The 13,207-nt window shown below is 62.1% G+C and carries 10 protein-coding genes; 7 read left to right on the top strand and 3 right to left on the bottom strand.

Annotated features, from left to right (window positions below):
- Window positions 1–5: 5 nt before the first annotated feature.
- The gene (locus tag PP1Y_RS22460; protein ID WP_013834233.1) at window positions 6–914 is read right to left on the bottom strand and encodes a glycosyltransferase family 2 protein; all 909 of its coding nucleotides are present in this window, start codon (window positions 912–914) and stop codon (window positions 6–8) included.
- Window positions 915–1,053: 139 nt separating this feature from the next.
- Complete coding sequence (locus tag PP1Y_RS26545; protein WP_013834232.1) at window positions 1,054–1,518, bottom strand: DapH/DapD/GlmU-related protein; 465 nt, start codon at window positions 1,516–1,518, stop codon at window positions 1,054–1,056.
- A gap of 330 nt (window positions 1,519–1,848) precedes the next feature.
- Here PP1Y_RS26545 and PP1Y_RS22450 point away from each other — a divergent pair, with 330 nt between their 5' ends.
- Window positions 1,849–2,832, top strand: a complete 984-nt coding sequence (locus PP1Y_RS22450; protein WP_041559109.1) for an endonuclease/exonuclease/phosphatase family protein — start codon at window positions 1,849–1,851, stop codon at window positions 2,830–2,832.
- A gap of 11 nt (window positions 2,833–2,843) precedes the next feature.
- Here the strand turns inward: PP1Y_RS22450 and PP1Y_RS22445 are convergent, their stop codons facing one another.
- Complete coding sequence (locus PP1Y_RS22445) at window positions 2,844–4,268, bottom strand: TolC family protein (RefSeq protein WP_232512532.1); 1,425 nt, start codon at window positions 4,266–4,268, stop codon at window positions 2,844–2,846.
- Between the two features lie 322 nt (window positions 4,269–4,590).
- On the opposite strand from PP1Y_RS22445, the gene PP1Y_RS22440 reads away from it, so the two are divergent.
- The 6 genes from PP1Y_RS22440 (at window position 4,591) to PP1Y_RS22415 (ending at window position 13,197) form a co-directional block, all read left to right on the top strand.
- Complete coding sequence (locus tag PP1Y_RS22440; protein WP_013834229.1) at window positions 4,591–6,393, top strand: type I secretion system permease/ATPase; 1,803 nt, start codon at window positions 4,591–4,593, stop codon at window positions 6,391–6,393.
- Complete coding sequence (locus PP1Y_RS22435) at window positions 6,390–7,751, top strand: HlyD family type I secretion periplasmic adaptor subunit (RefSeq protein ID WP_148275048.1); 1,362 nt, start codon at window positions 6,390–6,392, stop codon at window positions 7,749–7,751. The genes PP1Y_RS22440 and PP1Y_RS22435 overlap by 4 nt, the downstream gene beginning before the upstream one ends.
- A 285-nt stretch (window positions 7,752–8,036) precedes the next feature.
- Complete coding sequence (locus PP1Y_RS22430) at window positions 8,037–10,223, top strand: AAA family ATPase (protein ID WP_083835239.1); 2,187 nt, start codon at window positions 8,037–8,039, stop codon at window positions 10,221–10,223.
- The gene (locus PP1Y_RS22425) at window positions 10,220–11,479 is read left to right on the top strand and encodes a glycosyltransferase (RefSeq protein WP_013834226.1); all 1,260 of its coding nucleotides are present in this window, start codon (window positions 10,220–10,222) and stop codon (window positions 11,477–11,479) included. Before PP1Y_RS22430 ends, PP1Y_RS22425 begins: the two co-directional genes overlap by 4 nt.
- A complete protein-coding gene (locus PP1Y_RS22420) occupies window positions 11,406–11,939 on the top strand; it encodes a polysaccharide biosynthesis/export family protein (protein ID WP_232512528.1) in 534 nt (177 codons plus the stop codon). Before PP1Y_RS22425 ends, PP1Y_RS22420 begins: the two co-directional genes overlap by 74 nt.
- A gap of 46 nt (window positions 11,940–11,985) precedes the next feature.
- Window positions 11,986–13,197, top strand: a complete 1,212-nt coding sequence (locus PP1Y_RS22415; protein ID WP_232512526.1) for a glycosyltransferase family 4 protein — start codon at window positions 11,986–11,988, stop codon at window positions 13,195–13,197.
- Window positions 13,198–13,207 lie beyond the last annotated feature (10 nt).

Genomic DNA, 13,207 nt, shown 5'->3' with positions numbered 1-13,207 from the left:
TGAAATCAGAGCGTTTCGATCCGTTCCGGAGTCAGATTGCCGCGGATAAGATCGAACAGGCCGATCCAGTTGCCTTTCATTCGTCCGGCGCGGTCCACCCACGGTTCCGGTCGCAGGGCCTTCAGGTGATTGGCAGCCAGGTTGCGCAGCATCAGCCGGGCAGCGAAGCGGCGTGACATCGTGCCCTTGCGCACAAGGTAGGAGGGATTGATGATTTGCGAATAGCCAAGCTTCAATCCAGGCGTACGCCCCAGCTTTACGCCGCGATGAACCCCCGAAAAGGCAAAAGTCTGCACAAGCCGGCCGTTCGTGCCGACCGAAGCGGCAAAGTCGATATCCTCCTGCCATGCGTAGAGCCGCAGCCGTTCGTCGAAGCGATGTTCACCGATGGCGGTGGTGCGATAGGCCATGTTGCAGCCGTAAAGACCCCGTAATCCCCTGACGATGCAGTTGGGTGCGAACCGGCGCTTCTCATGCGCGCGCACGATCTGCATCGCCTCGCCGAAGGAGATCCCTGCACCATTGATCCCGTCAGCCAGAACCTTTCCGGTCGCCCCTGCAACTTGCGGATGCTCGGCGAAGAATGCGCGGATGTTTTGGATGCTGAACTTTGATGGGACGAAATCATCGTCATAGAAAACGATGATGTCGAAGCGCGCCTTCAGCCAGTCCAGCGCGCGGTTGCGCTGGGCGCAGAGGCCCTTGCTGCCGCGGATGACACGCAAGCGGGTGCTTTCCTCCAGGCCGGGCGGAAGGTCTGCCGCGCTGACGACCGAGAACATCAGGATGTCCGGGCTGCTTGTCTGCCGCTCCATCAGGATCTGGAACTGACGTATCAGGTCGGGGCGGCCGAGGCTGGCGACGACAACTGCCACCGAAGGCTGAAGGGCCGGGATCTGGTCATATGCAGTCATCGCTTACGGTTCCGCAAAATGGGTCATGCATTTCGGCCACACTAGAACGCCGCGTCGAGGGCCGGAACGTCAGGCAAGTCCGAAACCGATCCATGGCTGGGGGGCGCCGATCGCTCGGGGCTTGCGCTGGCAGGCTCGATCAGCCGCGCTTTCCTTCGTCGCTCGCGGTACAGGTGCCTGTCGTCTGGACCGGGTTTGCGCTTGGTGGGCGCACGTCGCGAAGGAAGCGTGCGGGCACCCCCCCGACAACTGTCATCGGTGCGACGTCGCGGTGCACCACGGCCCCGGCGGCGACAACCGCCCCGCGGCCGATCTTCACGCCGGGTAGCAAGATGGCTCCAGCGCCGATCCAGGCATGGTCCTCGACGACGATCGGCGCGTAGACGCTCGGCCTTGCGCAGCCTTGCGTAAAGCTGAGTGGGTGTGTCGCGGTTTCGAAGCTGACGCGCGCGGCAATCTGTACGTTCCTGCCGATCGTTACGCCGCCGCGACTGGCAAAGCGCACGTCATTGTTGATGAAAGTCCGTTCGCCGATGCGAATGCGGCGGCCGCCACCGACCGGTACGATCGTCACCGGGCCCAGGACAATGACCTTTCCTGTCATTGCAATGCCGGCAAGCTTCAGCAATTCCCGGCGCGCCCGAATTCCGAAGCGGCCGCGTGGCATGCGATTTGCAAGCGCCAGAAAGAAGGATTCTCGCAAGTTCCGTTGCTCCCGGAAGGGTTGGCGCGCGTCCGGGCCCCTGCCGCGGGCGAGAACCCAAATGCTGCGTGCTGTCGGGTCTAGCCCCATCGGCACGCAGTGCGTGGCCCGGAATCCGCCGAAATGGAGCCAATTGCGCCCTTGGGGCAATGCGAAACCAGGAGAGGATGTTGCAGTGCCGGCAGGAGCCTGCGATCCAGTCGCAGTCGTTTCAGCAAGGAGAAGCGGTGCATGGATGGCCGGTCGCGCTTCACAAGACATTCCTGCTGGTATGGCCTTGGGCAATGCCTGCTGGCGCCGCTCCTCCTGCTTATGATCCTTGGGCGCTTCGGCAATGCGCATCCTGCGCTCGACCTCATCAATCTCTTTGCCGCACCGCTGGGATGGGCCAGCCTGGTCCTTGTTTGCGTCCTCGCGCTGCGGGCCCGATCATGGGCGGGGAGGGCGGCTTTAGCCTTCTGCTGCCTGCCTGCGCTTGGCCTGTTCTGGCCGGACCTGGCCCGATCCCCTGCCTGTTCACCCTCCAGCGCACGCCTGCGGATCGCCTGGATCAACACCCACAAGCCGAAGAATCCGGATCGCATCGCCGCCTGGCTCGACTCCGAATCGCCGCAGGTTGTCGGCGTGGCCGAATTGCCCAGATACCTGCCGCTGCACAGTGTGCTCGAAAAGCGTTATCCGCACTGGCAGTCGTGCCTCGACAATGGGCGTTGCTCGACGGCGCTGTTTTCCAGTATCGAACCAACTGCGACTGAGGCGTTGACGCACGGCGACCCTTTCAATCGCAAGTCCCTGCCGGCCGCAGGCATGGTTCTCCCATTCAAAGGACCGGCAGATCGTGCCGGAGACGAGAGAGGTCTTCAAGTCTTCGCGGTGCATTTGTCCCGTCCTCTGCCGCTGGGGCGACAGTCCCATGAACTGCGGCAACTCGACAAGGCGCTTACCGTGCCGGCTGGTTCCGTGATTGTCGGCGATTTCAATCTTTCGCCAAGAATGCGGCTCCTGGCCGATTACGCCGGGCGCAATGGCATGAGCCTGACGCGAACCGATCGTCCCACATGGCCAATCACTTACGAAGGCCACCGCTACCCCGGGTTCTGGCAAATCGATCACCTGCTGGTTGGTCGTGACTGGAAGGTCCAATCCATCCGGACCAGCCCCGATCTGGGTTCGGATCACAGGGGCTTCGTTGCCGACCTGTGCCGCGTTGACTAGGCGCACACGAATTAGGGAGAGGGCTTTTCCAAAGCTTCCGTTCCATCTTCCCAGAGATAGGTTCCTTCGTTTTCGATCTGGACGGGGACTTGCGGAACACGGCCGTTGCTCAGGATGCGGTCGATCGGATCGAGTAATGGGCGCAAGGGCAGCCCGGCGGGGATGAAGGGTTGCTCGGCGCTATCGGCAGCCAGGACCGCACCGCGAGGCGACGAATCGACATTGAACAATTCGGGGCTGAGTAGTCCGGCATCGCGCAGGACCGCGATCTTGCGGATGAACAGTTCGGCGCGCGTCTCGGCCGCGCTGGTACGGGCGGTGAGCAGGTCGTTGGTTACGTCCAGAACCTCGCGCAGGGTGCGTATGCCGGCCATTTCCTGACGTTTGACCCCGGCGACGGCGCTCTCTGCCGCGCGGACGGCCGCTTCGAATCGAGGCAGGGCCTCTGCCGCGGCGCGATAGAGGTTCCAGTCTGTCGCCAGCGTTTCGCGCACGTCGCGCCGGGTCTGTTCGGCGAACTGGATGTCGGCAAGGTTGCGCTGTTCTGCTTCCTGCAGCGCGGCAAGGAGCTGTCCGCCCGAATGAAGCGGCATCGCCAGACTGACGCCGGCTAAGAGCCGCTCGACCCGCCGCGTGTTCTGGTAAGGGGTCAACGGCGCGCGCTCGACCGAAGCGAAGGCGCTGACTTGCGGCCCCATGGCTGCGCGGGCGGAAGCGACAGCGGCACGTGATCTGAGTGCTGTATATCTGGCTGCCCGGACCTGCGGATTGTTCGCATCCGCACGCGCGTAAAGGTCCGCGAGCGGAGGAATGGGCGCAAGGTCGGGAAGCGCGGCCAGATCGCTGGGATAGGTGCCGACGATATTGCGATAGCGCGCCGCGCTGGTTTCCACGGCAGCGCGGGCTCGGATCACCCGTCCGGCGGCGATTTCGAGCCGGTTGGTAGTCTGATCGAGATCGGGTCTTGTCGAATCGCGCAGCCTGAAGCGGGCGGCAGTGACGTTGCTTTGTTGGGCGAGCAGGGCGTGGATATCCCGGGCGACACGAAAGAGTGTCAGGTCCCGCTGGACCGAGGCATAGGCATTCACGACATCAAGCATCAATTGCTGGCTGGCAGCGCGCAAGTTCTCCCGCGCGATCATCCGGCCGGCGCGGGCCCCATCCAGTCCAGAGGCAAGGCGACCCGAGGTGAACAGCGGTTGCAAAAGCGAAAGGGAGGCGGTGGTGCCGAAGCCCTGTTCGTCAAACGCAAGATCGTTCAGCGTCGTTCGATCAAAAGTATATTCATGACGGACCGAAACCGCGAGGCTGGGGCCATAGGCCCCCTTGGCCCTGGCAACTGCGGCGTCGGCAGACCGGGCCAGGAATTGCGTCCCCTTCAGTTGCGGATTGTATTCATGCGCCTTGGCAATGGCCTGCTCCAGTGTGTCCGCCATTGCCTGGCCAGCGAACAGGGCCGCAAACGGGATAATCGACAGATGCAACAAAGTCCTGCACTTCACGCATGGTTCCCCAAGGGGTGGTTTGGAAGGTATCGGACCGTGCGTGGGGGTTCTTGCGGAGCGGGCTGCTCGGGTAACGGCAGCCCGCTCCGCCGCCTCCCTCCGGCAAAGGCGCGATTGCTGCATCGATCCTAGGAGATGAGAGGCAGATGGGAACCGCGAGTGCATCCGGTTTGGCTCGGGAACGGACCTACTTCTGATCGCCAGAATCATGCTCGGCGATATGTAATGCGGCCCTCGCCATGGAAACGACAGCATGATCCTCGCGCCCCGGCTGAATACGGAACTGAAGCAGGCGCTCGTGCCGCTCAGGCGCGTGCTCTTGCCGGTTCTGGCAATCAGTAGTGTCTACAATGTGCTGCTGCTCTCCGGATCGTTCTTCATGCTGCTCGTCTATGACGACGTCCTGCCGAGCCGCAGCGTTCCCTCGCTCGTCAGCCTGCTGCTGATGGTGGCGCTCGCCTATGCATTCCAGGCCTTTCTCGATGTGGTTCGGGGGCGGGTGATGGTGCAAGTCGGCTCGATGTTCATGCGCGCGATCAGCGATCGCGTGCTCGATGTTCTGTCGCGCCATGAACTGACGCGCGGCGCAATACCGAATGGAACGCAGATCGTGCGCGACGTCGATACCGTCAGGGCGTTCATGTCGGGGCCGGGCCCGCTGGCGGTCGTCGACTTGCCTTGGATCGCGGTCTACCTGCTCATTCTTTCCATATTCCACTGGAGCATCGGCCTGCTCGCCTTGATCGGCGTGGCAGTGCTGGTGACGCTGATGTTCGTCAACAACCGGATGACCGAACCGCTGGCGCTGGCAACGATGCGCTCAGGGGCAAGGCGTGTCGGCCTGGCCGAAGCCACTTTGCGCAACGCCGAAACGCTCAAGGCGCTGGGCATGGCGAGTGCGCGCCAAAGCGAATGGCACAGTGTCGAGGCCGAATTCCTTCGTGCCAATGACCGGTTTTCGGCGATCTCGAGCACCTTGTCGGGATCGACGAAGGCCTTTCGCATGTTGCTTCAGTCGGCGACCTTGGCACTGGGCGCCTTTCTGGTGATCGACGGGCGCGCGACCGGGGGCATCATCATTGCAGGGTCGATCCTGTCGGCCCGTGCGCTTGCGCCGGTCGAACAGACCATTGCCAACTGGAAGGGGATGGTTTCATCCCGGCAGGCGCTGGATCGCCTGCGAAGCCAGTTCGAATCTGTGCCTTATCACGTTACGCCCATGGGGCTGGAGCGACCCCGGCGCGATCTTGTGGTGCAGGGAATCGCAGCCGGCCCCCCGGGAACGCAGAAAGTCACCGTGCTCGATCTTAGCTTCCGATTGCGTGCGGGCGATGCGCTGGCGGTAGTGGGCAGAAGCGGGTCCGGAAAGACGACCCTGGCGCGTGTGCTTTGCGGCATTTGGAAACCCTTGCGCGGCGCGATCCGGCTGGACGGCGCGACTCTGGACCAGTGGTCGCCGGACGAGATCGCCCGAATTCTCGGTTACGTGCCGCAGTCGATTGAACTGTTCGAAGGAACGATCGGCCAGAACATCGCCCGGTTCCAGCCAGATGCGGATCGCGAAGCGATCCTGGCTGCGGCAAGGGCTGCGGACTGCCACGACCTCATCGTACGGCTCGAGGGAGGCTACGATCATGTTATCGGGGCGCATGGCAGTGGCCTGTCGGCCGGGCAGCAACAACGGATCGCACTCGCGCGGGCCCTGTTTGCTGACCCGTTCCTGCTCGTGTTCGATGAACCCAACAGCAATCTCGATCATGACGGTGAGCGGGCCCTGGGTCTGGCGATCAGGCAGGCGCGCAGGCGTGGGGCGATCGTCGTCGTCATTGCCCATCGACCCAGCGTAATCGCTCATGCCAGTCACATCATGGCGATGGCCAACGGCAGGATCGAAAGGTTCGAAACAAGGGAAGAATTCGAGGCACGCCTCGCACCGTCAGCTACTTCCGACGGGAGTTTGCGATCGCGCCGCGATGAAAACGAAAAGGATGATGCTTCGGGCGATCCCTCGAAGGATGTCAGGCCTGCAGGCAGGCCGGTGGAGGTGGGCGAGTGAGCGTCCTTGCCCAAGCCTCGTCCATTTTGCTGGCTTCCCATGCGACGACGGGTGGGGGTGAATTCTCCACCGGGGTGGAGCGGGGGCTCTCGGATCTTTTGCGGCTGGGGTTGGGCGCAGTGGCTGTCCTGGTCCTGGGTTTCGGAGTTCTGATCGCCTTTCTGCCGATGGCTGGCGCAGTCATCGCGCCCGGCGAAGTGAGCGTCGAAACGCACGTGAAGGAGATTTCGCATCCATTCGGCGGGGTCGCAAAGGCGATTCTGGTCGAGGATGGAGATCATGTTCGCAAGGGGCAGGCGCTGATCCGCCTGGATTCGCGCGTGGCTGGTGCGGCGGCGCAGTACACAGGGCTTGATCTCTTTCAATTGCTTGCAAAGGAAGCGAGGCTGCGGGCTCTGCGCAACAATGCTGTGCGGATCGCTTTCCCTGCCGAATTGCGCAGCCGGGCCGACGATCCGCAAGTGGCGGTCATTCTGGCAGACGAGCGCCGGTCTTTCGAACTCGACCAGGTGGCGCGCGGCGATCAACGGTTGCAACTGGCCCGGCGCATTGCGCAGGCGCGGGCGGAGATTTCGGCGCAAAGCAGCCGCGCTGCAGCTTATGCCCGGCAATCCAACCTCGTTCTTGAGGAACTTTCGCAGACACGTGAACTCTACGCAGAACGGCTGACCACACTCGACAGGCTCAATGCGCTTGAACGCGCCGCAGTCGGCGTGGAAGCAGACCATGCGACGGCGCAGTCGAACATGGCCGAGGCGCGTGCGCGGATCTCCGAACTGCGCGCGCAGATGGCCTCAATCGAGAGTGTGGCCCGCAGTCAGGCAGCGATCGAACTGGCCCAGGTGCGCAATGCTATCGCCCAGGTGCGCAAGGAGGAGGTCGCCGCCAGCGATCAGAACGATCGCACCGTCATTCGCGCCCCGCAGACCGGTATCGTCGACAAGCTGGCCGTGCGGACGCTGGGTAGCGTCGTACCTGCGGGGCAGACTCTGCTCGAAATCGTGCCCGAGAAGGACCGTCTCGTCGTGAAGGCCCGGATCCGCCCCACCGACATCGATCAGGTGGCGCAGGACCAGGCCGCGCATTTGCGATTTACCGCCTTGAGCATGCGCACGACGCCCGAGCTGGAAGGCAAAGTCGTTCAGCTCGCCGCTGACCGAACCATCGACCGCGCGACGAATACGGCATTCTATCCCGCGACGATCGCGATTCCGGCAACGGAGCTGCGCAAGCTGGGCAAGACGCATCTGGCGGTGGGCATGCCTGTCGAAGTTTTTGTCCAGACGGGCGAGCGCACGATGTTGCACTACATCCTGCGCCCCCTTGGCGACCAACTGAGGCGCGCCCTTCGCGAATGAACTCAATTCGGGCTGGAGATGTCGTCAGCGTCCGGCGCGCTGCACTCCGAAATGGATTTATCACCCCCGGGTAGAAATGAAATTGGACCAGCTTGGACGTTCCCCGTCAAGTAATGAGGGTTTATTCGTATACACGTCAATTCGGGGCGTGGTCGTCTTGATGGGATCCGGGGCGGTCAGTTCATGTCTGACAATGCGCTCTGCCATTCTCGAATTGTGCTGTCAGGAGCCTGCCAATTGAATCTCCCTGTCATATATGAATCAGAAGCGGGGTTGCCGGCACCCATGCAGGGCACTGCCGGCGGCTTTCGCAGCAGGGATGAGCAGATCTCCGTGCGCTATCTGCTTTCGTTGCTGCGGCGCCGGCAGTCGGTCATGATCATGACGCTGCTCCTGGCGCTCGGGCTGGCGGTGGTCTGGACTTCAGCGTTGCCGCGCATCTATCGCAGTTCGGCTGACGTGGTGATGATTACCGGATCGACAGACGTTGTGCCGAACGAAGAGGCGCAACCTCGCGAAGCGCCAACCCGTTCTGAAGAGGTCGAGACGCAGATCCAGCTTGTCAGGTCACGGGAAATGGCCGGGCAGGTGCTCGACGCGACAAGGCTTCTGCATGATCCGATGTTCCGCCGCGATGTGGAAGTGCCCCGTTCTGCGCTCGATAACATTCTGGCCTCCATCGGCTTTGGCGCCGTTAGGCAGCGGGACAGGGTTACCGGGGATGGAGCGCAGTTTCGCCAACATGCGGTCAATTACCTCAGCTCGCGGCTCGATGTGGCGAGGGTCGGCAACTCGTTCAATCTGCGCATTGCCTTCGAAGATGCAGAAGCGACCCGCGCAGCTGCGATCGCCAATGCCTATGCGCGCCTGTTCACCACCGACGATGCCCGTGAACGTGCGCAGACCAACGCCACGGCCGCGCGCGTGCTGAAATCGAAGGTCGATGCGCTGCGTGCGCAGGCAAACCATGATTTCGCTGAAGTGCAGGCGTATCGCAATCGCCATCAACTCCTCAGTTCGCAGGCCACGAGCCTGACCGAGCAGGAGCTTTCGGCCTACAACCAGCAGATCGTCAACGCGGAGGCGGAAGCGGCACAGGATGCCGAAGCACTCGCCAGCGCTCGGGCACAGTTGCGCAGCGGCGGACCTGAAGGCGTGGGGGTCGGTGCAGGCGCCCCGGTGGTCGCCACCTTGCGGTCGCAACGCGCGCAACTGGTGATCCGCGAACGCGACCTTTCGCAGCGCTATTTTGACAGCCATCCCGACCTTGTGACCGTCCGACAGCAGATCGCCGATCTCGATCGGCAGATAGCCGGGGAAGTTTCGCGAACCCTGAGCGGCCTGGAAACCAAGGCCATGGCCTCGGCGCAACGGCTGGCCTCGCTGCGCCGCAGCCGAGGCGGCACGCAATCGCAACTGCAGACGGGCAACAGCGCGCTGGTCGAATTGGCTGATCTGGAGAAAAAGGCGGACGCTTCGAAGACTCTCTACGAATCCTACTTGCGCCGCTACAATGCCGTTGTGGCGGGAAGCGGGTCGGAGCAGCCCTCTGCTCGACTGATATCGGCCGCCAATGTCCCGGTCCTTCCCGTCTCGCCCGACCTGCCATTGAATCTGGGGTTGGCGCTCGTGGCAGGAGCGCTCTCGGGCATGATACTGGCGATCCTGGTAGAGCTTTCCTACGGCGGCCTGACAAGCCTTGGGGATGTTGAGACACGTATCGGCCTGCCGGGTTGGGGCTTCGTTCCAGCCATCCGTTCTATCGAACCTCACGCGAATACCCCGATGGATACCTTGCGCGAATACCCGGAAGGCCCCTTTTCCGAGGCGCTGCGCAACGTCATCGTTTCGGTGCGTCACTCGGTGTCGGGGTCGGGGAAGGTCCTTGCGATAACCTCGGCCATTCCCGGCGAAGGAAAATCGACGCTCGCTGCCTGCATCGGCCGGGCCCTGGCGATGGCTAACGAAAGAGTGGTGGTAGTCGACTGCGACGTCATTCGCTCGCAGCTCAGCAAGCGCTTCTGCGCGCCGGAGGGAGAGCCAGGCCTGTACGAAGCGCTTCATGACGAAACACAGGACATCGCACAATACGAAGATGCGAGTTCCCCCTTGAGGATCATTCCGATTACCCGTGCTTTCCCGAAGGGCGAACGCCTGTCGGAGCGGGGGAGGCTCGACAGGGTGGTCGCCCGTCTGCGAGAGACATTCGATGTGGTTATTCTGGATTGCCCCCCGATCTTGCCGATCGCTGAAACCCGTTCGATTGTCGCACAAGCTGATAGCGTCTTGCTCGTCGTGCAATGGCGCAAGACCGTCGATCGGATCGTCAAGGCGGCGATCCGGCAATTGCCCGGGCGTACCCTGAAGCAATGCGGCGTGGTGTTGAACCTGGTCGACATGAAGAAACAGGTGCGTTTCGGAGGAGAGGATGTCGCCAGCTTCTACGCCCATTACAAGGGATACTACCGATGACGAGGGAGGGGACAATCGCGCGCCCGTATCGCGTGGCCATCGTGCACTATTGGCTTGTCGGGATGCGCGGAGGGGAACGCGTGATCGAGCACCTGCTGGACCTGTTTCCCGATGCTGACCTGTTCACGCATGTCTATGATCCGCAGAAGGTTTCTGCCCGGATCAGAAAGGCTAATGTCAGGCAGAGCTTCGTCGGTCGTCTGCCCGGTGCGCGGCGCCACTATCAGAAATATTTGCCGCTGATGCCTCTCGCGCTCGAGGAACTGGATCTGCGGGGCTACGACCTTGTCATCAGCAGCGAGTCCGGGCCGGCGAAGGGCGTGATCACCGGGCCTGATACCCTGCACCTTTGCTATTGCCATTCCCCGATGCGATATCTCTGGGATCACTATCAGGACTACCGGGAAAGTGCGGGATGGCTCAGCCGCCGGCTCATCCCACTGGTATTCCACCGCCTTCGTCAGTGGGACGTCAGCTCGGCAAGCAGGGTCGATGGCTTTATCGCCAATTCCAGCTTCATCGCCAGGCGCATCGCCAAGGTCTGGGGACGTGAGGCATGCGTGGTGCATCCGCCGGTTGCCGTGGATGCCTTCGCGCCGTCATCGAAAGTAAGCGACAGGTACCTATGGGTCAGCCAGATGACCCCCTACAAGCGCGCCGATGTTGCGCTGGAGGCCTTCAATCGGCTGGGCGTGCCCGCCCTCATGGTTGGCGATGGCGAAATGTTCGACAGGATTGCCGCAAGTGCAGGACCGAACGTAGAGGTCCGCAAGCGGCTTTCCTTTGAGGAACTGCGGCACGCCTATGCCACGTGTCGTGCGCTTGTGTTCACGCCGGAGGAAGACTTCGGGATCGTTCCGGTCGAGGCTAATGCAAGTGGCCGCCCGGTTATAGCCTTTGGCCGGGGAGGGGTGACGGATTCCATCCTTGAGGGGCGAACGGGGATCTTTTTCGATCGTCAAACGCCGATGGATGTCGTCAACGCGATCCGCCGCTTCGAGGAATGGCAAGTGCAGTTTCGGCCCGACGATGCCATTCGCAATGCGGCCAGATTTGGTCCGGAAATCTTTGCCCGAGGCATCCGCGATGCGCTCGACCATTTTCGCCGCATGAGGCCTCACGACGCTTTCGGATCTTCGACAGGGTTTTTACAAGGGATGGGAATTGATGACAATTCGCTCGATGATAATCGCACTTTCCATGCTGATCGCGGGCTGCACGACGGTCGCGACGCGTTCTTTGCCCAGTGTCGATAGTCTCGCATACCAGCTTTCGCCGGGTGACAGACTGCATCTCGAGGTTTTCCGTGAGGACACCCTGAGCGGTGAATACGTGATCGACGATTTGGGCCTCATTGCCCTGCCACTGGCCGGTGAAGTGCGAGCTGCAGGCAAGACACTCGCGCAACTGCGACAGGACCTGCAATCGCTGCTCGGCCGCGAATATGTTCGCGATGCCCGCATCGCCATCGATGTCGTGGGATATCGGCCGATCTACATCCTCGGCGAAGTGGAAAAGCCTGGTGAATATCCCTACGCAGAAGGCATGTCCGTCCATGGACTAGTCGCGAAGGCCGGAGGGTTCACGTATCGCGCGAATGAGCATGTGGTTTACATCCGCCATGGCCGCGAAGCCGAGGAGAAGGCTTACCGGCTGACCAGTGGGGCCGCGGTACTGCCGGGCGACACGGTTCGCGTCGGCCAGCGCTATTTCTGATTGGGACCCCGTGGAACCTTCGAAGATCGGATCCTCGCCGGAGAGGGTGGTCCTGCTCCATGATTATAGCGAGGCTCTGGGCGGTGCTTCGTACCTGGTGCAAGTATTGATTGGTGAATTGCGCCGACGCGGCATTGCGACGACCTTCATCGCAGGAGACAGCGGCGCGCGCTTCGATCGCAGCGATGTCGAGTTTCTGCCGCTCCATGGGACGGCCCTGCTCGAACGTTCGAAGCTGAGCGCGCTGACCTGCGGTTTGTACAACCATAGCGCCTATGCCCAGACCCGCGATTGGATTGCGCGCAATGATACGCCGGGTACTGTCTACCACCTGCATGGCTGGTCCAAGATTCTGACCCCTGGAATATTTGCGGCCTTGCGCAAAGTGGGGGATCGGCTGATCCTGCACGGGCATGATTACTTCAATGGGTGTCCCAACGGCGCTTTTTTCGATTATCCGCGGGATCGTGACTGCACTTTGACGCCGCTGGGCAGCGCATGCCTGAAAAGCCGCTGCGACAAGACTTCTCATGCGCAGAAAATCTGGCGCGTTGGAAGGGAAGTCTTGCGGCGCGGTTTTCAGCAGTGCGGAGCCCATGCGGCACGCTTGCTGATGATCCACCCAGGGCAGGAGGCGCAGTTTCGGCTCAGTGGGTGGACCGCGGAAAGGCTTCGCGCAGTCCGCAATCCTGTTTCGCCACTTTCGGCAGATCGCGTTCCGGCCGAAGCCAATCGCGGTATCGTCTTCATCGGTAGGATTTCGGCGGAGAAAGGTGCGGACCTCGCGGCGAGAGCCGCGCTAAGGTCGAATCTGCCAATCACGTTCGTGGGCGAAGGCAGTGAAATCGAACAGGTCCGCACGTGTAATCCGGACGCAATCTTTCTGGGTCGGCAGGATCGGGCCGGTGTTGCACGCGCCCTGTCATCGGCCCGCGTCGCTGTGATGCCGAGCCGCTGGTCGGAGCCATTCGGGCTCGTAGCGCTGGAAGCCGTCGCTTCCGGCGTTCCTGTCGTCGTTAGCGATCGTGCGCTCGTTGCGCCGGAAATCGCGCAGGCTGGCTTCGGCTTGGCTGTCGATACGGCGGATCTGGATGCCTTTGCCGGCGTCTTGACTGCCCTGCATCGCGACAACCATGCGGTCGAAGCGATGTCGCGCGCGGGACACGCGGATTACAGATCGCTCTGCAATTCGGAGGAAACCTGGGCGGACGAAGTCGTAAGCCAATATCGCCAGGTTCTGACCGAAGCCAGTCATTGATCAGAGCGCT

It is taken from the genome of Novosphingobium sp. PP1Y, from assembly GCF_000253255.1.
Lineage (GTDB): Bacteria > Pseudomonadota > Alphaproteobacteria > Sphingomonadales > Sphingomonadaceae > Novosphingobium.
Note: the sequence above shows the minus strand (reverse complement) of the source record. Positions and strands in the feature narration are given on the sequence as shown.

Coding starts and splice junctions, on each gene's coding strand:
- PP1Y_RS22460 (WP_013834233.1), bottom strand. CDS start 914: ATGACTGCATATGACCAGATCCCGGCCCTTCAGCCTTCGGTGGCAGTT.
- PP1Y_RS26545 (WP_013834232.1), bottom strand. CDS start 1,518: ATGACAGGAAAGGTCATTGTCCTGGGCCCGGTGACGATCGTACCGGTC.
- PP1Y_RS22450 (WP_041559109.1), top strand. CDS start 1,849: ATGGATGGCCGGTCGCGCTTCACAAGACATTCCTGCTGGTATGGCCTT.
- PP1Y_RS22445 (WP_232512532.1), bottom strand. CDS start 4,268: ATGGCGGACACACTGGAGCAGGCCATTGCCAAGGCGCATGAATACAAT.
- PP1Y_RS22440 (WP_013834229.1), top strand. CDS start 4,591: ATGATCCTCGCGCCCCGGCTGAATACGGAACTGAAGCAGGCGCTCGTG.
- PP1Y_RS22430 (WP_083835239.1), top strand. CDS start 8,037: ATGCAGGGCACTGCCGGCGGCTTTCGCAGCAGGGATGAGCAGATCTCC.
- PP1Y_RS22425 (WP_013834226.1), top strand. CDS start 10,220: ATGACGAGGGAGGGGACAATCGCGCGCCCGTATCGCGTGGCCATCGTG.
- PP1Y_RS22420 (WP_232512528.1), top strand. CDS start 11,406: ATGATAATCGCACTTTCCATGCTGATCGCGGGCTGCACGACGGTCGCG.